Below are 20,693 nucleotides of genomic sequence, written 5' to 3'. Positions count from 1 at the left end.
GCTTTGGCACTGGGCGTCAGCCGAAATACTTGGCCAGCCCGCTGTAGCACGTTGCCAAGTGGTACGGCGTGGTCGACGGCATGTCTTCACGGCTGACATTGCCCTCGCTATCGCGGCACTCATACCAGCCGGCCGGCTGCAAAAATTGCTGCTGCAACGCCAGTAGCTGGCGTTGCAGGCGGGGCAGCGGCTCGGGGCGCAGGGTCAGGGCGCGCAGGTATTCAGCCTGGGCCCAGATGCGCTGAGTGCCGTCACGCAGGCGGCCATCCGGGGCCAGCATGCCGCAGACCGCGCCGGTTTGCGGGTTAACCCCCACCTGCTCGGCAAACCCGAAGGCGCGTTCCAGCGAGGCGTGCAGGGGGGTGTCGCGCAGCAAGGGTGAAGAGGCAAGCAAGAAAAACCACTCGAACTGATGCCCCGGTTCAAACCAGTTATCCACAGCCCCGCGCGGCTTTTCCAGCATCACGTTATGCACAGGCTCGATAAAGCGCTGTTGCATGCCTTTGACCAGCGCCAGCAGTGCGGCTTGCACGGGGGCGTCTTCGCGCACCGACACGGTGGCCAGAAAGGCTTCGGCCAAGTGCATCAGCGGGTTTTGCAACGGGCCGCTGTTCAGGCTCGACCAGTCCCGGTTCAGGCTGGCGTCGTACAAGCCGTTGCCATCGCTGAAGCGTTCGGCCACCACTTGCAGTGCCGCATCGAGCGTCGAGGCCACCAGAGGCTCGCGCACTTTGGCCCAGTAATGGGCGCAGGCGAAAATAATAAAGGCGTGGGTGTAGAGGTCTTTGCGTTGATCCAGCGGTTGGCCCGCAGGGTCGATGCTGTAGAACCAGCCGCCGTGCTGCGCGTCGTGAAAATGGCTTTGCAGGGAGCGAAACAGCGCCGCTGCACGCTCGGCGGCCAGGGGGAAGTCAGGGTCGCCGATCAGGCTGGCGAACACATACAACTGCCGCGCACAGGCCATGGCGCGATAGCGCTGGGGTGCCAGGGGCTGATGCTCGGCGCTGAGTGCCTCATAGGGCAGCGCCAGTTCGGCGTTCCAGCCAGGGCCTTGCCACAGCGGCACAATGACCTGACGGAAATGCTGTTGCACGGCCGCAAACGTGGCGGTCAACTCAGGCGCAAAGGTGGAGCGGGCTACATCAGGCATGGGCAGGCGTCGTCACGGCGGGGGCGATGCGCGACATGATACACCGTGATGCCCTGAACGCTGTAGGCGCAGCCGTTTGACGCTCGAGTGTTCGCGATCGTTTAAACGATCGCGAGCAGGCTCGTCCCAGCCGCTGTTTTTAAGTCACCAACATTCCCTGTTGTTCGATAAACGCCACGATGCTGTCCAGCCCGTGCCCGGTCTTCTGGTTGCTGAACACAAAGGGTTTGTCGCCGCGCATACGGCGGGTGTCGCTGTCCATCAGTTCCAGCGATGCGCCCACCAGCGGAGCCAGGTCGATCTTGTTGATCACCAGCAAATCCGACTTGCAGATCCCGGGGCCGCCCTTGCGCGGCAGTTTGTCGCCCGCTGATACGTCGATCACGTAGAGCGTCAAGTCAGACAGTTCCGGGCTAAAGGTGGCCGACAAGTTATCCCCACCCGATTCCACCAGAATCAGGTCCAGCCCTGGGAAGCGACGGTTCAACTGGTCGACGGCTTCGAGGTTGATCGAGGCATCCTCGCGGATTGCCGTGTGCGGGCAGCCGCCAGTTTCAACGCCGATGATGCGTTCCGGGGCCAGTGCCTGGTTGCGCACCAGAAAGTCCGCATCTTCACGGGTGTAAATGTCGTTGGTCACCACCGCCAGGTTGTATTTATCCCGCAGGGCCAGGCACAGGGCGAGGGTTAACGCGGTTTTGCCGGAGCCCACCGGGCCACCGATCCCAACGCGCAGAGGTTGTGTATGCATTGCATTCTCCTAGGAACGAAACAGGCGGCTGTACTGGCGCTCGTGGGCCATGCTCGCCAACGACAGGCCGAATGCGGCGCTGCCCATGTGGGAAACGTTAAGGGTGCTGGCCTGCTGTTGGGCGTGCTGTAGCGCCGGTGACAACTCGCTGGTCATGCGCTGTGCGGCTTGCTGGCCCAGTGGCAGGGTTTTCATCAACACGGCCAATTGGTTTTCCAGCCAGCTCCACAGCCAGGCCGCCAGGGCATCCTGTGGGCAGATGCCCCAGGCGCGGGCCGCCAACGCCCAACTGAGAGCCAAGTGCGGCTCGGTTTGCTGAGCGAGAAAGCTTCGGGCAGGCGCATCCAGTTCGGGTAAGCCTGTGAGCAACTGCTGCAAGGAATAGCCCATTTGCCGACTTTCCTGATGCAGTTCGCGGGTTTCGCGGCTGGCGCGGTGCTCGTCGCACCAACGCTGCAAATCGCTCCAGTGCTCGTCGGCGGCCGCTTGGCAATGAGCCAGCAACAACGGTGCTTCAAAGCGGGCCAGGTTCAGCCGCAACTGGTCGTGGATCCAGCGCGCCGCCGTGCTCGGGTCACTCACGCGGCCTTGTTCCACGGCCATTTCCAGGCCTTGGGAGTAGCTGTAGCCACCAATCGGCAATTGCGGGCTGGCCAGGCGCAGCAGCGCCCACGCGGGGTTCACACCCGCACGCCGAACTGATGCAGGCGCGGGGCGTAGTTGAAGTCTTCTTCACCGGCCCGAGAGTGATGATGACCGCCGCCATAGGCACCGTGTTCCGGCTGAAACGGTGCCTCAATGGACTCGGTGTGGGCACCCAACTGCTCCAGCATGGCCTTGAGCACATAGTCATCAAGCAGGCGCAGCCAGCCATCCCCGACCTGCAAGGCGACATGGCGGTTACCCAGGTGGTAGGCGGCACGGGTCAGTTCAAAGGCATTACTGCACGTCACATGCAGCAGTTTTTCCGGGCTGGCGCAGACGCGCACAATGCGCCCGTCCTGGGCTTGCAGGTACTCGCCGTCCTGTAGTGGCGTCTGGCCGCGCTCAAGGAACAGGCCGACATCTTCGCCATCACGGCTGAAACAGCGCAGGCGGGTTTTGCTCCGGGCTTCGAAGTTCAGGTGTAACTCGGCGCTCCACACGGGGTGGGCGGCGATTCGACGGTGAATGACCAGCATCGGAAGGCTCCTGCAATGAACAATACAAAGCACAGAGCAAGGGGCTTGCCAATCGGGTTCAAGCGCGCAAAAACAGGGTCATAACGGGGCAGGCCAAGGCGCGCGCGGGCAAAAAAAGCGCGCCGGGGCAAGGTCGGCGCACCGGTTTGGGGCGATTGCACTTATTCGGTGCTGCCCAAGCCTTTCCAGTGCTTGAGCCCGATAAAGATGAAGCGCAGTTGCTGGCTGATCTTGGCTTGTGCTTGCAGATAGTCCGGCAGCGGGCTGGCGGGCGGGTCGATGACATCGGGCAATGCCGCGAACACACTTTTGACCACCAGATCGGCGATTACCGTGAGTGCGGCGTGGTTCAAATGCTGCAACTTGGGTTTGGAGCCCAGGTCTGCTGCCAGGTCCGAGGTAATGTCTTCACGCAGCGCACCAATGGCCTGGCGAACCGGCTGTGAGCCACCGTATTGCTCGCGGGCCAGAAACAGGAACTGCGAGCGGTTGGCTTCGACCACGTCCAGAAAAATACGCACCGACGCGTTGATCACGCCGCCCATAAACAGTTCGTTGTGACGCACCAGGCGAATGGTCTCGCGAAAGGTCTGGCCCACTTCACTCACCAAGGCCAGGCCCAGTTGATCCATGTCGCTAAAGTGGCGATAGAAACCAGTGGGCACAATGCCGGCCGTTTTGGCGACTTCTCGCAAGCTCAGGCTGCCAAAGCCGCGACCCGATTCCATCAAATGGCGGGCAGCATCCATCAGCGCTAGGCGGGTCTGTTGTTTCTGTTCGGCGCGAGGCAGCATTGGGGCTGAGGTTCCAGACAAGTACAGCCGCGCACTCTAGCAAATCGGCTTTGACGGCGTCGAACGGTGCGTTGGAAGGGCGACGCTTTCGCGAGCACGTGGGTTGCTGAAACCCCTGACTTAGCTGGCCCGTTGATTTCTTTCTGCCAGACGGTCCGCGCCACCTTCAGCTATGAAGTTGCTGCTGCGCGTGCGACTGTAGCCGTCTTCAGCCACGGGATTTTGCTGGTTCAGCGTGCGCTGTGCGCCGTCTTCGGCCACACGGTTTTGCTGGTTCAACGTACGTTGTGCGCCGTCTTCGGCCACGCGGTTTTGCTGGTTCAGCGTGCGTTGTGAGCCGTCTTCAGCCACAGGGTTTTGCTGGTTCAGCGTACGCTGTGCGCCGTCTTCGGCCACAGGGTTGAGGGGTTGGCTCAGGGTGCTCGAGGCAGGCTGAATCATCGGTGTCGCTTGATCGTCTGCTGGCAGGGCGTAGGCATTGATAGCCAACAGTGAAAGAGTCAGGCCAAGCAGTACTGGGCGTTTCATGAGGTGTGTTCTCCGTAGCGGTGCAACTGGGTGGTAGTGGTGCCAATGCTACGCTTGCCTATTTATTATCAAAGTTCATACGGCCGATGGTCATCATCAACCAAATTGATTTCCCAGGTTTGAGCGCTCTAGCCTGAGCCTTTAAGGGCTGCTTCTGCGAAAGTGGACGCCGGGTTAAACCTTGGGGGGCCTTTGTCAGTCGTATCGTTATCAACGTCTAGAATGGACGTTTAATTGTCATCAAGGAGCCGTGGCATGACACGTACCCGTAAAGTCCTTGCCTGGGTCATTGGCCTGTTTGTCCTGTTGGTGGTCGTGTTGCTGGTGATCCTCGCAACGTTCGACTGGAACCGCATCAAGCCGACCCTCAACGCCAAAGTGTCTGAAGTGCTGCATCGCCCGTTTGCCATTAATGGCAACCTGGCAGTGCGCTGGCAGCGTGAAGAAGGTGAGGGTGGCTGGCGGGCCTGGGTGCCGTGGCCCCATGTGATTGCCGAAGACCTGACCTTGGGCAACCCCGACTGGTCGAAAACGCCGCAAATGGCCCGTTTGAAAAAGGTCGAGTTGCGGCTGTCACCGCTGCCACTGCTGGCCCACACCGTGGCCATCCCGCGTATCGACCTGACTGAGCCCACTGCGCACCTGGAGCGCCTGGCCGATGGCCGGGCCAACTGGACCTTTACCTTTGACCCCCAAGACCCGAACGCCGAGCCTTCCGCTTGGCGTATGGACATTGGAGCCATCGGCTTTGACAAGGGCCAGGTCACCCTGAACGACCAGCCCCTGAACACCCGGCTCGACGTGCTGATCGACTCCTTGGGCAAACCGGTGCCGTTTAAAGACATCGTGGGTGAGAAAGAAGCCGAAAAGGTTCAGGAGAAGGGGGCCGCGCCGCAAGACTATGCGTTTGCCCTGAAGGTGAAAGGCCATTACCACGGTCAGAAACTCGACGGCACTGGCAAGATCGGCGGTTTACTGGCCTTGCAGGACGCCTCACAGCCATTCCCGCTGCAAGCGCACGTCAATATTGGCGACAACCAGGTGTCATTGGCCGGCACCCTGACGGAGCCGTTGAACCTGGGGGCGCTGGACCTGCGCCTGAAACTGGCGGGTACCAGCCTGAGCAACCTGTACCCGTTGACCGGCGTGACCTTGCCGGACTCACCGCCTTACGCCACCGACGGGCATTTGACGGCCAAGCTGCGGGAGTCGAGCGGGGCGCAATTCACCTACGACAACTTCAACGGCAAGATCGGTGACAGCGACATACACGGCAACCTGAGCTACACCGCCAGCCAGCCGCGCCCGCTGTTGAAGGGCGTGCTGGTGTCCAACCAACTGCTGATGAGTGACTTGGCCCCGCTGATCGGTGCCGATTCCAACGCGAAGCAGAAGGCCCGGGGTGGCGAAAGTAAACAGCCCGCGGGCAAGGTGTTGCCGGTGGAAGAGTTCCGCACCGAGCGCTGGCGCGACATGGACGCCGATGTGGAATTCACCGGCAAGCGCATCGTGCAGAGCGCCGAGTTGCCGTTTACCGACCTGTACACCCACCTGGTGCTCAAGGACGGTGAATTGAGCCTTGAGCCGCTGCGGTTCGGCATCGCGGGCGGCAAGCTGGATGCCCAGATCCGCCTCAATGGCCGTGACACCCCGTTGCAGGGCCAGGCGCGGCTGACCGCGCGTAACTTCAAGCTCAAACAGCTGTTCCCCACGTTCGAGCCGATGAAAACCAGTTTCGGTGAGCTCAATGGCGATGCCACGATTGCCGGCACCGGCAACTCCGTCGCCAAGCTGCTGGCCACGGCCAACGGTGACCTGAAGATGATCATCAACGACGGGGCTATCAGCCGCAGCCTGATGGAAATTGCCGGCTTGAACGTGGGTAACTACCTGGTCGACAAAATCTTTGGCGACGAAGACGTCAAGATCAACTGCGCGGCCGCCAACTTTGGCATCAAGCAAGGCCTGGCCAGTACGCACCTGTTTGTGTTCGATACCGAGAACGCGATCATCTACATCGACGGCACGGTCAACCTTGCCACCGAGAGGCTCGACCTCACCATCACCCCTGAGTCCAAAGGCCTGCGCCTGTTTTCGTTACGTTCGCCGTTGTACGTGCGTGGCACATTTGCCAACCCGTCAGCGGGGGTGCAAGCCGTCCCGTTATTGCTGCGCGGTGCGGGCATGGTGGCGCTGGGCGTGATTGCCGGCCCGGCCGCGGGCCTGTTGGCCCTGATCGCCCCCAGCGGTGGCGAGCCGAACGAATGCACGACGCTGTTGCAGCAAATGCAGCAGGGTAAAGTGCCCAAAACCGTGAAGTAATGCCCTGGATGACACCGCACCCATACCGTACAGACCACTCGCCTGTCGGGTCAGGGTGGCCAGGAGGTGTAACGAAATTTGTCTACACTTCATCCATGCCCGCCGCCTTTCGGTGCGGCAAAAAGGAGAGACGCCATGAAAATGCGCTGTATTCCAGTTTTGCTGCTGGGCGTGTTGCTGAGTGCCCAAGGTTTTGCGGCCACGGCCCAGCAAAACAAAATGACCCAATGTAATGCCGATGCCAGCGGCCAGGCGCTCAAGGGGGATGAGCGCAAGGCCTTTATGAGCACCTGCCTGAAAGCCAAGCCCGCCACACAACAGGACAAAATGAAAACCTGTAACGCCACGGCCGGCGAGCAGGCGCTGAAGGGCGATGCGCGCAAAGCGTTTATGAGCGATTGCCTGAAGAAAAAATAAACGGGGTCGACGCTCGATGGCTCGCGACGGGTTAAAGGTCAGAAGATCGCGAGCAAGCCCGCTCCTGCGCGATGGGGGCGGTGTGCTTGTTCTTGGCTGTCACATTTTGTAGTGATCCTGGTTGAAGGCTGGCAGACTGCCTGTCCTTTCGCGCTGCTTGTTTTGAGGCTGTATGCCATCGTTTTCCCAGCGTCACATTGTTCTGGCCAGCTACGTGATCATTGCCGTTGGCCTGTTGCTGGTTTTTCCATTGCGGTTGTTGCCCAGCCTGCTGGCCGGTTTGCTGGTGTTCGAGCTGGTCAATATGCTGACCCCCCAATTGCAGCGGCTGATCGCCGGGCGGCGCGCGCGCTGGCTGGCGGTGGCTTTGTTGGGAACGTTGGTGGTCAGTGCGCTGGCGTTGATCTTCGCCGGTGCCATCAGTTTTCTGCTGCATGAGGCCGAGAACCCGGGTGCCTCGCTGAACAAATTCATGGCCGTGGTCGACAGGGCGCGCGGGCAATTGCCGCCGTTCCTGGACAGCTACCTGCCGGCCAGCGCGGCGGAGTTTCGCGTCGCCATTGGTGATTGGGGTAACAAACACCTCAGCGACCTGCAACTGGTGGGCAAGGACGCGGCGCACATGTTCGTCACCCTGCTGATCGGCATGGTGCTGGGCGCGATCATTGCCCTGCAGCGCATCCCGGACGTGAGCCGCCGCAAGCCGCTGGCGGGTGCTTTGTTCGAACGGTTGCACCTGCTGGTGCAGGCGTTTCGCAACATCGTGTTTGCCCAGATCAAAATCGCCCTGCTCAACACCGTGTTCACCGGCATCTTCCTGGCGGTGATCCTGCCGCTGCTGGACGTCCACCTACCGCTGACCAAAACCCTGATTGTGCTGACGTTCCTGCTGGGCTTGCTGCCGGTCATCGGCAACCTGATCTCCAACACCTTGATCACCATCGTCGGGTTATCGCTGTCGATCTGGGTGGCGGTGGGCGCGTTGGCTTACCTGATCGTTATCCACAAGCTGGAATACTTTCTGAACGCGAAAATCGTGGGCGGGCAAATCAGCGCCAAATCGTGGGAATTGTTGTTGGCGATGTTGGTGTTCGAAGCGGCCTTCGGCCTGCCCGGCGTGGTGGCCGGGCCGATCTACTACGCGTACTTGAAGAGCGAACTCAAGCAGATGGGTTTGGTGTGAGGCGTGAACAGGTTCTGTAGTCGCTGACGAGGTACGAAGGCTGCGATTAGTGTCACTGCCGGATCGCAGCCTTCGTGCCTCGTCAGCGACTACGAGAGCTTCGGCTTCTAGCCATAACGTTTTTTAGCGTCAATCGCCAAGCCGCTGCCGATGCTGCCAAAGATGTTGCCTTCTACGTGGTGGGCGTTGGGCAGCATGGCTGACACGCTCTGGCGCAATGCCGGGATGCCGCTTGAACCGCCCGTAAAGAAGACCGTGTCGACCTGTTCGACCCCCACGCCCGCGCTGTTCAGCAACTGGGTCACGCTGTTGCGGATGCGTTCCAGTTGGTTGTCGATCGACGCTTCGAACATGGCCCGGCTCAGGTCAACGCTCAGGCCCGTTTCGATGCGGTCCAGCGGCAAATGGCGGCTGTCGTTGTGGGTCAGTTCGATTTTGGTTTCTTCAATTTCCATCGCCAACCAGTGACCGGCACGTTGTTCGATCAACTTGAACAGACGGTCGATGCCGCCGGTGTCTTCGATGTCGTAACGCATGTTGCCCAAGGCCAGTTGGGTTTTTTGCGCGTACACCGAGTTGATGGTGTGCCAGGTCGCCAGGTTCAGGTGATGGCTGGTGGGCATGTACGCGCCGCTTTTCATGCGGCTGCCGTAGCCAAACAGCGGCATCACGCCTTGCAGGCTCAGTTGTTTGTCGAAGTCGGTCCCGCCCACGTGTACGCCGCCGGTGGCCAGGATGTCGTCCTGGCGGTTGTCCAGGCCTCGGCGCTCGGGCGACAGGCGCACCAGCGAGAAGTCGGACGTACCCCCGCCGATGTCGACAATCAGCACCAGTTCTTCGCGCTCGATGGTCGACTCGTAGTCGAAGGCCGCCGCAATGGGTTCGTACTGGAACGACACTTCCTTGAAGCCGATGGCGCGGGCCACGTCGGTCAGGGTGTTTTCGGCTTCCTGGTCGGCCAGCGGGTCGTCATCGACGAAAAACACCGGGCGCCCCAGTACCACTTCTTCGAATTCGCGACCGGCGGTCGCTTCGGCGCGCTTTTTAAGCTGACCGATAAACAGGCCCAGCAGGTCCTTGAACGGCATCGCCGTGCCCAGCACGCTGGTGTCGTGCTTGATCAGCTTGGAACCCAGCAGGCTTTTGAGCGAGCGCATCAGGCGGCCTTCATAGCCCTCCAGGTACTCATGCAGCGCCAGACGACCGTACACCGGGCGGCGTTCTTCAATATTGAAGAACACCACGGAGGGCAGGGTGATCTTGTCATCCTCCAACGCAATGAGCGTTTCCACGCCCGGGCGAAGCCAGCCGACAGTGGAGTTGGACGTGCCGAAGTCGATGCCGCAGGCACGTGCTGCAGAGGCGCTTTTCATGTCTATCGTGTTCCGGTTAAAAAACGGCCGCGCAGTGTATGCCAGACGCTCAGAGAATCGAAGGGCGAGTATTCGTTAATTCGCAGGTTTTAATGCTCTTGAAAGACTATCCTTGACCCCCAAACTTCAAGGCATTGGCTTGAGGGGTGGCAGGCGATTCAGAGAAGCCCGTTGACTGCCGATAAACTTTTGCAGCGCCGTTCAGTCACACGGTTGAGATCGCTCGATCGACAGGCCCGGCCCGCGCATTCCGGGTACCTGAACGGCACGACATTGATAACGGATGGTGATCCTTACATGGACTTCAAAGACTATTACAAGATCCTGGGTGTCGAGCCTACGGCAGACGATAAAGCGATCAAGACCGCTTATCGCAAGCTGGCGCGCAAGTACCACCCGGATGTGAGCAAGGAAAAAGACGCCGAAGAGAAATTCAAGGACGTCAACGAAGCGTATGAAGCGCTGAAAAGTGCCGAAAAACGCGCGGAATACGATGAAATTCGTAAATACGGTCAGCATGGTCAACCCTTCCAGGGGCCGCCGGGCTGGCAGGGCCATTCGAGCGGCGGTTTCGAGGATCAGGGCGATTTCTCGGACTTTTTCAGCTCGATTTTCGGTTCGCGTGGCAATGGATTCGGTGGCCAGTCGGGCCGCAGCGCAGGTCGTCGTGGCCAGGATGTAGAAATGGAACTGCCGATTTTCCTTGAAGAAACCTTGTCCGGCGAATCGAAGCCCATCAGCTTCCAGCTGGGGGGCGTCAGCAAGACCCTTAACGTCAAGATCCCGGCCGGCGTGACTGATGGCGAGCGCATTCGCCTCAAAGGCCAGGGCGGCCCGGGCGCAGGTGGCGGCGCGAATGGTGATCTGTACTTGATCATTCGCTTTGCGCCGCACCCGATGTTTGATGTTGAAGGCCACGACCTGGTGATCACGGTTCCCGTGGCACCGTGGGAAGCGGCAATGGGCACCAAAGTGGCGGTCCCCACCCTGACCAGCAAGCTGAACCTGACCATTCGTCCTGGCAGCCAGAATGGCCAGCGCCTGCGCATCAAAGGCCACGGCCTGATGGACAAGCAAGGCCAGCGGGGCGATTTGTACGCCCAGTTGAAAGTGGTCATGCCCAAGCACAATGACGAAGCGGCCCAGGCCTTGTGGAAAGAACTCGCTGACAACGCCGCATTTGACCCGAGAGCTCAATGGAGTAACTGATCATGAGCAGCACCCTGATCGTTCAGCTGGACATGGAAACGTTCTGCGAAGAGGCCAATATCCCGGCCACTTACGTGATAGAAATTGTCGAACACGGAATTATCGAGCCTCAGGGCCATGCGCCGCATGTTTGGCGTTTTGACGATTATGAAATAATCGTCGCCAAACGGGCCGTCAAACTGCGCGATGACCTGCATATTGAGTGGGAAGGTGTCGCCCTGGCGCTGGAGCTGATCGATGAGGTGAAGCAGTTGCGCGCCGAAAACCAGCGGCTCAAACAGCAGCTGGCGCGGTTGGTGATGGACTGACCTGGTCGCTCAGCGTGGGTACATAGCTACCGCTTGAGCCCGCCTGCTGCGCGATAACGTGATGACCTGTTTCCATTTTTCAGGTCATCACGATGATAGATCCTCCTCTTTCTTCTGCTGGCGGTACTGCGCCTGAACACGATCAGGCGCTGACCGCCGTAGATGAGTTTTCGGCGCTGGCCCGGGAACGCATGCCGGCCTGGCTGGTACCCGCCGACAACGCACTCAAGCGTCAGGTCATTGAGTCCCTGATCCATCATCACCGTGACGAAACGGCCTTCGCGGCACGCCTGGCAGCGGTCCAGTCACCGGTTGTGTTTGCCCGACCGTTACTGATCAATGCGCTCAAAACCCTGACGGATACGCCTTTTGACGTGGACCACAATGTGCTGGTGCTGATCAAGCGCTTCCCGCTTAACCCGTTGGGCGATGCCATCAAAGATCCGGTGCAGTTTGTGTTGCCCACGGCATTGATTCCCGTCGTCAACATGACGCACCTAAGCTTGCTCGAAGCCGCCCTGCAGAACTTCTCGAGCCAAGAGGTGCGCGATGAATTGGGTGGCGAGGCCTTTATTCTGGAGCGCCACGCCAACCCGAAACGCTCAGGGCTCAACCCGCTGGACTTTGCCCGGATGTGTCGAACGCTGAATGTCGGGCAGCAGTATCAGCGGTATTTGCACACGGTGTTTCCTGCCGTGGAGGCCACGCAGGAGAGTGCGCTCGCCACCAGCCTTCAGCCGCAATTTTTGGCCCATGAAAGAAGCCGCCTTGCATGGCTCAGCCACAAGGCGTACCTGACCCGTGAGATCACCCACGCGGGTTACACCTTGCTGTTGCAATGGTTGCAAGGCGAACCGAACCTGCGCTGGGGCTCGAGGGAGGTGCGGGTGTGCAGCCTCAGCCTGTTGAGCATCAAGCTTGAAAGCGGCACCTACGGGCAATGCCCGTTGTACGGTGCCCTGGTGTTTATCGGCAAGCCCACGGCGGGCGAGACCCAGTTGCCCTGCATGGTGTACATGCCTCATGACAAAGAGCGCCCGCTTTACGAATACCCGTCATTGCAGCACTTCAATGACGCGTTTGCGCTGCGCTTGCGCGAAACGGCTCCACGCGCCGCGCTTAAAAAAACCGTGGAGCTGCGCTACCAGGCGGCACTGATGAAGCAATTGCAGCGGGCATTGCGCTTCAAGGGCCTGACGACATCCGGTGTGCCGGTGATTGAATGGCGCACCGAAGCCCAACTGGACATCACGTTACATGACACGGGTGAGCCGCCCTGGTTTGCCCTGTACCGTCAGTATTCGACGTTGAGCCTGAGTAACGCCCGCACGCTTGCGGTGCCCACAGACCATGAATCGGACGAGTCCTTACTGCAGCGTTTGGTCGCTTTGTTCGAAGCCGGGCAACCGCTGTTCAACCTGGCGGCGTTTTTTGTGCCGGGGTTGGGCGAAGTGGTGCTGCTGGCCGCCGCAGTGCAACTGCTGTCCGAACTCTATACCGGGGTGGAAGACTGGAGCCACGGCGAGGTGACGCAAGCGCTGGAACACTTCGGCTCCGTGGCGCAAAACCTGTTGGTGATGGGCGTTGGCGCGCGGGCCAGTTCTGCGTGGGCGTCGATCAAGCCGCCGCTGCACACGCCCGCACTGTTGGGACGGGTGGAGCCTGTCAGCGAGGCCAATGGTCAAAAAAAACTGTTCAAGGTCGACCTTGCCCCCTATCGCAGCCCGGTGGTGCTGGAGCCAGCGTTGCAACCCGATGCCCACGGCGTCTACCACGTCGAGGGTCATCAGTATGTGCACATTCAAGGCCGCCCCTACGAGGTTGTGCACACTGCCCAGACTCAGCAATGGCGTCTACGGCATCCGGTTCGTCCTGGGGCGTACGCGCCGCTTATCGAGTCAGACAACCACGGTGTCTGGCACTTGGCGCTGGAGCGGCCGGTAGAGTGGAGCAAGTCCCACGCCTTGCACCGGGCATCGCCGCACCGTTTTGCCTTTAGCGAAGCCAAAATCGAGCAAATGGGTCATATCGTTGGCACTTATGAGGCGGCTCTGCGTTGGAGCCATGTGCAGCGCGAGCGGCCGCCGGCGCTGGTGCTCGACACCCTCAAGCGTTTCAACCTGGCCGAGGAAGTTGAGCGCCAGATCGCCCGAGAACAAGCGGCCACCGGGCCGTCCGGTAGCGTTACTGCCCTGACACCTGCGCAGAAAAAAGCCCGCTTCGACCAGCGTTACGCCAGCAGCGAGCGCTTCTCAGAAGGCTTGATGACCACGATTCATCAACAGTACCCCTCATTGCCCGCGAGTGTGGTCAGTGAAGTGGCCGAACGCGCCCACGTCAGCGAAGTGAAAGGGTTTGATCGCCATGGCAAGGTGCCCCTGCGGCTGGCCGAGGAGTTGCGCTTGTATAGCCATGAACTCAAAACGGTCCGGGCGCTGGAAGGCTGTTTTCTGGACGTGGCCGACCCGACACTGACGCTAAAACTGGTTACCGCGTTTTTCTCGCAGACGTCACGCGGCAGGCACTATGTGGACAAGGACCCGGTGCTGTACCGGCGGCCAGACAACCCCGGCATGACCCCGCTTCAGGCGTTGCATGCGCTGGGCCTGATTAAGACCGACCCGGGCCTGCGCAATGAATTCGCACGCCATGTGCACAACCATCCTGAACAAACGCGCACGGCCCTGGGCTTGCAGCCGATCAAACCCTGGTTCAGGTCACCCCTGCGTCTGGCTAATGGCCGTGTGGGGTACCCCTTGGGCGGGGAGCGGGGTGAGGAACGTACCGGTTTGCTGGTTCGCCGGGTACAGAGCATTTACCCGGCCTGCACCCGTGAGCAAAGCCTGGAATTGATCAGTGCGCTGGAGAGTCGCAGGGTCTGGCCGGAGTCTGAATTGGTAAGGCTACAACTGGAACACGAGTCGCTCGAAGATGTGCTGCGAACCTGGTGCAGTGTGCCACTGCCCGAACACTCCAGTGCGGCGCGGCGCGATGTATCGCCCGCCACCATCAAACGTGCCGTCAGCAGTGCCATACGGCGCGCTTGGCGACGCGAAAGCCGTGTGTTGCAGGACGCGAGTGCACCCTCGGCCTACCTGGAGTCCGGCCGTTTATCGCCTGCCGACCTGCCCGACCTGCGCGGTTACTTGCTGGATTTGACCGGCATGCCGGCGGGTGACTTGCCCAAGCTCGCGGGCGACTTCAGCCATGTGTCGGTGCTGGTCATGGATGACATGGCGTTGGACAGCGTACCGGAGCAGTTTCTGCAGAGTTTCACTCGGGTGCGTTGGCTGTCGATGCAAAACAACCGGCTTACGCGTTTGCCGTTAGCCCTGGCCAACATGAAAAGCCTGCAAAAGCTCGACCTGAGCCGCAACGCCATTGAACTGACCGCCGAAGGTGCTGCCCATTTGAGCGAGCTGGGAAATCTCAAGGAGTTGAACCTGCTGGGTAACCCGCTGGGCTTGCCGGTGGATGTCAGCAACATGTCACGCTTGCAATACCTCAACCTGCGCCACACCCAGGCAACCACCTGGCCGATAGGCGTGCATGCGCTGAACACGCTCAAAAGTCTGGACTTGCGTGACAACCGTATTCGCGAAATCCCGGATGCGGCGTTCAGCGCGCCTCAAGACCTCAATGCCGTGACGTACCTGCATGACAACCCGTTAACGCCCGCCGCAGAGGAGCGTCTGGATAGTTATGCCCGGCGCACGGGTATCAACATGGGGTTTGTTTCGGAGCGCGTACACGACCGATTGAGCGACCTGCAACGGCATGCCTGGTTGCTGAGCGGCGACGACGCAACCACGACCCGGCTCATGGCCATCTGGAACAATCTGGAACATGACCTGGCCGCCGATGACCTGCGCCGGTTTTTGGGTGAATTGCGCAGCACCCCTGCTTACGTTAATGAGTCGACTCGCGCAGCATTCATAGAGCGTGTGGGGGGCGTGCTGCAAGCGTTGGGCGAGAACAACGAGTTGCGTGAGTCACTGATTGCGCGCATCCATCAGGGCTCAACCTGTGCAGAGCCGGCGGCATTGACGTTCAGTGATTTTGAACTGCTCGCCGCCGTGGCCATGGTCAAGCTGGAGGCCAGTCAGCCGGGCCATGAACGCAAGCTGTTGCAGTTGCCACGGCACTTGTTCCGGCTCAACCAGGTGGAAGGTTGGGCGCAGTACTTGCGGGATGAACGGTTGGCGTACCGCTTCCTGGACGGTGTAGGGGCCCAGGATGAGGTGTCTTTGCAGGACCTGCGCCTGGTGATGCGCATGGCCTTGGCGCAGCCTTTGGCACTGCCGCGGCAACCGCAAGCCGACGGGTACCCGCATCTGCCCTCCATGCCAGCAATGGGCGTCAACAGCATTCGCAGGCAGGTATTGCTGGAAGAGGCCTCAGGCGACCAATTCCTCCACTTTACTGGCAGCAGAGATTTCTGGGTCACGTTTTTGAAAAACAAATACAGCGACCGGTTTGCCCGGCTTCACGACACGTACATGCGCCAGTCCAACCGGGTAGAGTTCGGCCCGCGCGCGATATCCGACCAGGTTTACCAAAGCAGTCTGGAAGTAATAAAGGCCGCCTATAACGCCGCTGAAAAAGACCTCATCACCCAACTGACCCGCCAGGAAATGACTGACCATCCGCTGTAATGACCGACGAATGACCAAGGGTAGGAGGGGCCGTCGCGGTCGGCTATCCTTGGCCGTGTTGCGCCAAACCTGCGTTCGGCCAGCGTGGTTTAAGGGGGCCCTTTTAGATCAAAAACCAGATCAAAAGATCACGAGCAAGCTCGTTCCTACAAACGCTGCTGCCATCCGTAGGAGCGAGCTTGCTCGCGATCTGTTGATCTTGAAAGATCACGAGCAAGCTCGTTCCCACAAACGCTGCTGCCATCCGTAGGAGCGAGCTTGCTCGCGATCGTTTGATCTTGAAAGATCGCGAGCAATCGAACGTCGACCGGCTGCTCCTACGAGGGGCCGCCCCGTCCTCAACGGTTTAGAACAGAAAGTAACGCTGTGCCATGGGCAGTACATCGGCGGGTTCACACCACAGCAACACACCATCCGCCTTGACCTGGTACGTCTGCGGGTCAACGTCGATGTGGGGCAGGTAGCCGTTATGAATCAGGTCTTTTTTCTGCACGTCGCGGCAGCCTTTGACCACCGCAATCTGCTTTTTCAACCCCAGGGCTTGCGGCACGCCGGCATCGGCGGCGGCCTGGCTGATAAAGGTCAGGCAGGTGGCATGGCGTGAGCCACCGTAGCTGGCAAACATGGGGCGGTAGTGCACCGGTTGCGGCGTGGGGATCGAGGCATTGGCATCGCCCATCAGGCTGGAGGCAATGGCGCCGCCCTTGAGAATCAGTGTGGGCTTGACCCCGAAAAACGCCGGACGCCACAGCACCAGGTCGGCCCATTTGCCGACTTCGATCGAGCCCACTTCATGGCTTACGCCGTGGGTGATCGCCGGGTTGATGGTGTACTTGGCGATGTAGCGCTTGGCACGAAAGTTATCGTTGCCGATGGCGTCTTCAGGCAATGGGCCGCGCTGTTTTTTCATTTTGTCGGCGGTTTGCCAGGTGCGGGTGATGACTTCGCCCACACGGCCCATGGCCTGGCTGTCGGAGCTGATCATCGAGAACGCGCCCAAGTCGTGCAGGATGTCTTCGGCGGCGATGGTTTCACGGCGGATGCGGCTTTCAGCGAAAGCCACGTCTTCGGCAATGCTCGGGTCCAGGTGATGGCAGACCATGAGCATGTCCAGGTGTTCGTCGATGGTGTTGCGGGTAAACGGGCGGGTCGGGTTGGTGGAACTGGGCAGCACGTTGGTCAGGCCGCAGGCCTTGATGATGTCCGGCGCATGCCCTCCGCCCGCGCCTTCGGTGTGGTAGGTGTGAATGGTGCGGCCCTTGAACGCGGCGAGGGTGGTTTCGACAAAACCCGACTCGTTCAGGGTGTCACTGTGAATCGCCACTTGCACGTCGTACAGGTCGGCCACGGTGAGGCAATTGTCGATGGACGCGGGCGTGGTGCCCCAGTCTTCATGCAGCTTGAGGCCGATGGCCCCGGCCTCGACTTGCTCGATCAGGGGCTGGGGCAGGCTGGCATTGCCCTTGCCGGTAAAGCCCATGTTCATCGGGAACGCATCCGCCGCTTGTAGCATGCGCGCCATGTGCCACGGGCCGGAGGTGCAGGTGGTGGCGTTGGTGCCCGTGGCCGGGCCGGTGCCGCCGCCGATCATGGTGGTGATGCCGCTGTTCAGCGCTTCTTCGATCTGCTGTGGGCAGATGAAGTGAATATGCGTGTCGATGCCGCCGGCGGTGAGGATCATGCCTTCACCGGCGATGACCTCGGTACTGGCACCGATGGCGATGGTCACGTTGGGCTGGATGTCGGGGTTACCGGCCTTGCCGATGGCGTGAATGCGGCCGTTCTTCAGACCCACATCGGCCTTGACGATGCCCCAGTGATCGATGATCAGCGCGTTGGTAATCAGCGTGTCGACCACGTCGGCGGCCAGCAATTGGCTTTGGCCCATGCCATCGCGAATCACCTTGCCGCCGCCGAACTTCACTTCCTCACCGTAGGTGGTGAAGTCCTGCTCGACTTCGATCCACAGGTCGGTGTCGGCCAAGCGAACCTTGTCACCCACAGTAGGACCGAACATGTCCGCATAAGCCTGGCGGGAAATTTTCATTGCACGCTCCTAAAACAGTTAGACCGAAGCGGTAGGCGCGAGCTTGCTCGCGATCTTTTGACCTTGAAAAGATCGCGAGCAAGCTCGCTCCTACACGGGGGAAGGGGGTTAATCCAGATTGCCCATCACGCGCCCGGCAAAGCCGAACACGCGGCGCAGCCCGGCCAGTTCCACCAGTTCTACGTCGCGGGTTTGCCCAGGCTCGAACCGTACGGCTGTGCCTGCCGGGATGTTCAGGCGCATGCCCCGGCTGTCGCCACGGTCAAACATCAGCGCATCGTTGGTTTCAAAAAAGTGATAGTGCGAGCCGACCTGAATCGGCCGGTCGCCACGATTGGACACGCTAAGGGTCAGGGTGCGGCGGCCGACGTTCAGTTCGATGTCGCCCGATTCGATGCGGTATTCGCCCGGGATCATTGTGGCTCACTCAAAGTTTTGTAGTAGATGGCGGTCGGACTGTAATGGCCGTCGGGGCTTTGGCAGTAGTTGGGCAGTTCACCCACGCGGGTGTAGCCCAGGGCGCTGTAGAAGTTTTCAGCGGGGGAGCCGGCTTCAGTGTCCAGGTGCAGCAGGCCGCGCTTGTGCTCGCGAGCGCCTTTTTCCAGCGCCTGAATCAGCACCTGGCCCAGGCCCCGGCGGCGCACGTCGTTGAGCACCAGCAGCTTTTGCACCTCGGCGCGGTTCAGGCCGTTGGTCTTTTGGCACAGCGCCAATTGCACGCTGGCCAGCACTCGGCCGCTTTCCACCAGCACCCACAGCAGCAGGCTGCCCTGCGCCAGTTGCGCGTGAACCTCGTCGAAATATCGGCTCGCTTGGGGCGCATCCAGGTCGTTCATAAAGCCCACGGACGCGCCGTGGTGCACGGCATCTACCAGCAAGGCAATCAGGTCGTCGCGGTAGTCGGGCAGGGTGTGTGCGGTGACTTGAATCACCTGTTCGCTGTTCATTGCGGGCACTCCTGTGGCGGTAGCGCGCCGGGGTTGAGCATCAGTTGCATAAAGGTCAGGTCGAGCCAGCGGCCGAACTTGATGCCCACTTGCGGCATGCGCCCGCTGGTCACAAAGCCCAACTGCTTATGCACATGAATTGAGGCCGCATTGCCACCTTCAATGGCGGCGACCATGACGTGCTTATCGCAGGCGCGGGCGCGCTTGATCAATTCGCTCAGCAACTGTGGGCCCAGGCGTTTACCGCGCTGCTCGGGGTGGATGTACACCGAGTGTTCCACGGTATGGCGAAAGCCTTCAAACGGGCGCCAGTCGCCAAACGAGGCGTAGCCCAGCGGTGTGTTGCGGGCGTCGACAATCACCAGAATCGGGTAGCCCTGTGCCTGGCGGGCGTCAAACCAGTGCTGGCGGTTATCGAGGTCGACGGTGTGCTCGTTCCAGATGGCGAGCGTGTTAAGCACGGCATCGTTGTAAATGTCGCGAATGGCGGGCAAGTCGGCGGCCACCGCATCACGAATAACGTACGTCATGGTCCAGCCTCAGGCGATGGGTTGATGGACGGTGACCAGTTTGGTGCCGTCCGGGAACGTGGCCTCGATTTGAATATCGGGGATCATTTCCGGGATGCCTTCCATGACCTGCTCGCGGGTGAGCAGGGTGGTGCCGTAGTGCATCAACTGGGCCACGGTATGACCATCGCGCGCGCCCTCAAGCAGTGCGGCTGAGATATAGGCGATGGTTTCCGGGTAGTTGAGCTTCACACCGCGCGCCAGTCGCCGCTCGGCCAGCAGGCCGGCGGTAAAAATCATCATCTTGTCTTTTTCGCGTGGTGTCAGGTCCATGGTGAAGTCCGTGTTCAATTCAGAAAAATAGGGGCTGTAGGAGCGAGCGTGCTCGCGATCTTTTACTCTTTGAAAAGATCGCGAGCCATCGAGCATCGACCGGCTGCGGCTACAGGTGTTGCATCAGGTGCTCCAGATTCTCGGTGCCAGCGCCTCTCGCCCCAACAGCGCCGGGCGCAGCAGGTGCCATAGCGCAATCAGCCAAGCTCGCGCTTGTAACGCCTCACCGGCCAAACAGCGCGCCACCAGTAAACCCGGTAATTGCGTCAAATCACCGCGCACCGGGTTAGGCAAACGGCGGCAGGTTTCCAGCAACTCGGCGCTGATCTCACCGGTGACCAACAACGTGGCAAACACCGGGTTACCGTCCAGGCCAATGGGTGAATCCAGTAACCCGTCGTTGCCCACAATGCGCTGGCGCTCATGCCAGAGCAATTGGCCATCGCGGCGAATATCCAGGTGTGATTGAAAATACCCCTGCTCAAAACGTTCACCGCTGGCCAGTCGGCCCAAGGCAACCATGTCCCAGTAAAACACCCGCGCATCGCCCTCAAGCTGAATGCAGGTGGTGAGTTCGGCCTGGGCCGCGCTGAACACGATGGTTTCTTGCGGCAGCCATTCCAGGGTTGCGCCCGCCGCCACGTTCAGCTCAACACGCTGGTACGCCGGGCCGGCGGCGCGGTACCACTTGGCCGCACCGGGGCTGGTGAGTTGTGCCCAGGCACCGGGGCCAACGCTGGCGCATATGTTCAGCCGGTCGCCGCCCGCGATGCCGCCGGGCGGGTGGACGATGATGTGTTGGCACACCTGGGGCCCTTCGGCGTACAGGTGCTTTTGCACCCGCAATGGGCCGAGGTGGCGGCGCAGGGTCGGGCGCGTGCTGTCGCCAAAACGACCGTAGGCCAACTCCAGCTCGGCGTGCCAGTTGGGCGTGAACAACGCAGTGTGGGCGGGGAGGTTCATGGGTAGGACTTTTCGCTGAAATG

General features: G+C 60.5%; 19 protein-coding genes. 6 read left to right on the top strand and 13 right to left on the bottom strand.

The window, feature by feature from the left end:
• Positions 1-16 precede the first annotated feature (16 nt).
• The 6 genes from Q1W15_RS06570 to Q1W15_RS06545 all read right to left on the bottom strand — a co-directional run bounded on the left by Q1W15_RS06570 (position 17) and on the right by Q1W15_RS06545 (position 4,404).
• Entirely contained in the window at positions 17-1,150 is a 1,134-nt protein-coding gene (locus Q1W15_RS06570) for an AGE family epimerase/isomerase (protein ID WP_300725296.1), read from the bottom strand.
• 139 nt (positions 1,151-1,289) lie between these two features.
• Positions 1,290-1,901: an urease accessory protein UreG gene (ureG, locus tag Q1W15_RS06565; protein WP_300725293.1), complete on the bottom strand. Its 612-nt coding sequence runs from the start codon at positions 1,899-1,901 to the stop codon at positions 1,290-1,292.
• Between the two features lie 9 nt (positions 1,902-1,910).
• On the bottom strand, positions 1,911-2,585 hold the full coding sequence (locus tag Q1W15_RS06560) for an urease accessory protein UreF (RefSeq protein ID WP_300725291.1): 675 nt from the start codon (positions 2,583-2,585) through the stop codon (positions 1,911-1,913).
• Entirely contained in the window at positions 2,582-3,082 is a 501-nt protein-coding gene (ureE, locus tag Q1W15_RS06555) for an urease accessory protein UreE (RefSeq protein ID WP_300725289.1), read from the bottom strand. Before ureE ends, Q1W15_RS06560 begins: the two co-directional genes overlap by 4 nt.
• A gap of 161 nt (positions 3,083-3,243) precedes the next feature.
• The gene (locus tag Q1W15_RS06550; RefSeq protein ID WP_300725287.1) at positions 3,244-3,876 is read right to left on the bottom strand and encodes a TetR family transcriptional regulator; all 633 of its coding nucleotides are present in this window, start codon (positions 3,874-3,876) and stop codon (positions 3,244-3,246) included.
• A gap of 120 nt (positions 3,877-3,996) precedes the next feature.
• Positions 3,997-4,404, bottom strand: a complete 408-nt coding sequence (locus Q1W15_RS06545) for a hypothetical protein (RefSeq protein WP_300725285.1) — start codon at positions 4,402-4,404, stop codon at positions 3,997-3,999.
• Between the two features lie 255 nt (positions 4,405-4,659).
• Here Q1W15_RS06545 and Q1W15_RS06540 point away from each other — a divergent pair, with 255 nt between their 5' ends.
• The 3 genes from Q1W15_RS06540 (at position 4,660) to Q1W15_RS06530 (ending at position 8,326) form a co-directional block, all read left to right on the top strand.
• Positions 4,660-6,726, top strand: coding sequence for an AsmA family protein (locus tag Q1W15_RS06540; RefSeq protein WP_300725283.1), 2,067 nt, complete (start codon positions 4,660-4,662; stop codon positions 6,724-6,726).
• Between the two features lie 135 nt (positions 6,727-6,861).
• A complete protein-coding gene (locus Q1W15_RS06535; RefSeq protein WP_300725281.1) occupies positions 6,862-7,143 on the top strand; it encodes a PsiF family protein in 282 nt (93 codons plus the stop codon).
• A 172-nt stretch (positions 7,144-7,315) separates the two neighbouring features.
• Entirely contained in the window at positions 7,316-8,326 is a 1,011-nt protein-coding gene (locus Q1W15_RS06530; RefSeq protein WP_300725279.1) for an AI-2E family transporter, read from the top strand.
• A gap of 107 nt (positions 8,327-8,433) precedes the next feature.
• On the opposite strand, the gene Q1W15_RS06525 is transcribed toward Q1W15_RS06530, so the two are convergent.
• Positions 8,434-9,699, bottom strand: coding sequence for an Hsp70 family protein (locus Q1W15_RS06525; protein ID WP_300725277.1), 1,266 nt, complete (start codon positions 9,697-9,699; stop codon positions 8,434-8,436).
• A 297-nt stretch (positions 9,700-9,996) separates the two neighbouring features.
• Between Q1W15_RS06525 and cbpA the strand changes: the two genes are divergently transcribed.
• The 3 genes from cbpA to Q1W15_RS06510 all read left to right on the top strand — a co-directional run bounded on the left by cbpA (position 9,997) and on the right by Q1W15_RS06510 (position 15,871).
• Complete coding sequence (gene cbpA / locus Q1W15_RS06520; RefSeq protein WP_300725275.1) at positions 9,997-10,908, top strand: curved DNA-binding protein; 912 nt, start codon at positions 9,997-9,999, stop codon at positions 10,906-10,908.
• 2 nt (positions 10,909-10,910) lie between these two features.
• Entirely contained in the window at positions 10,911-11,216 is a 306-nt protein-coding gene (locus tag Q1W15_RS06515; protein WP_300725274.1) for a chaperone modulator CbpM, read from the top strand.
• A gap of 92 nt (positions 11,217-11,308) precedes the next feature.
• Positions 11,309-15,871 (top strand): DUF6543 domain-containing protein, encoded by a 4,563-nt coding sequence (locus Q1W15_RS06510; protein ID WP_300725272.1) that lies wholly within the window; start codon positions 11,309-11,311, stop codon positions 15,869-15,871.
• 346 nt (positions 15,872-16,217) lie between these two features.
• Here Q1W15_RS06510 and ureC read toward each other — a convergent pair whose 3' ends face one another.
• The 6 genes from ureC to Q1W15_RS06480 all read right to left on the bottom strand — a co-directional run bounded on the left by ureC (position 16,218) and on the right by Q1W15_RS06480 (position 20,670).
• Complete coding sequence (gene ureC / locus Q1W15_RS06505) at positions 16,218-17,918, bottom strand: urease subunit alpha (RefSeq protein WP_300725270.1); 1,701 nt, start codon at positions 17,916-17,918, stop codon at positions 16,218-16,220.
• A 108-nt stretch (positions 17,919-18,026) separates the two neighbouring features.
• Positions 18,027-18,335 (bottom strand): urease subunit beta, encoded by a 309-nt coding sequence (locus Q1W15_RS06500; protein WP_300725268.1) that lies wholly within the window; start codon positions 18,333-18,335, stop codon positions 18,027-18,029.
• On the bottom strand, positions 18,332-18,865 hold the full coding sequence (locus Q1W15_RS06495; protein ID WP_300725266.1) for an N-acetyltransferase: 534 nt from the start codon (positions 18,863-18,865) through the stop codon (positions 18,332-18,334). Before Q1W15_RS06495 ends, Q1W15_RS06500 begins: the two co-directional genes overlap by 4 nt.
• Entirely contained in the window at positions 18,862-19,395 is a 534-nt protein-coding gene (locus Q1W15_RS06490; protein ID WP_300725263.1) for a GNAT family N-acetyltransferase, read from the bottom strand. The genes Q1W15_RS06495 and Q1W15_RS06490 overlap by 4 nt, the downstream gene beginning before the upstream one ends.
• A gap of 9 nt (positions 19,396-19,404) precedes the next feature.
• Positions 19,405-19,707 (bottom strand): urease subunit gamma, encoded by a 303-nt coding sequence (ureA, locus tag Q1W15_RS06485; RefSeq protein ID WP_300725261.1) that lies wholly within the window; start codon positions 19,705-19,707, stop codon positions 19,405-19,407.
• A gap of 123 nt (positions 19,708-19,830) precedes the next feature.
• A complete protein-coding gene (locus Q1W15_RS06480) occupies positions 19,831-20,670 on the bottom strand; it encodes an urease accessory protein UreD (protein ID WP_300725259.1) in 840 nt (279 codons plus the stop codon).
• Between the last annotated feature and the right edge of the window lie 23 nt (positions 20,671-20,693).

This window comes from Pseudomonas sp., from assembly GCF_030150285.1.
Classification (GTDB): Bacteria; Pseudomonadota; Gammaproteobacteria; order Pseudomonadales; family Pseudomonadaceae; genus Aquipseudomonas.
The sequence above is the reverse complement of the archived record's forward strand: the minus strand, read 5'-3'. Positions and strand labels throughout refer to the sequence as shown.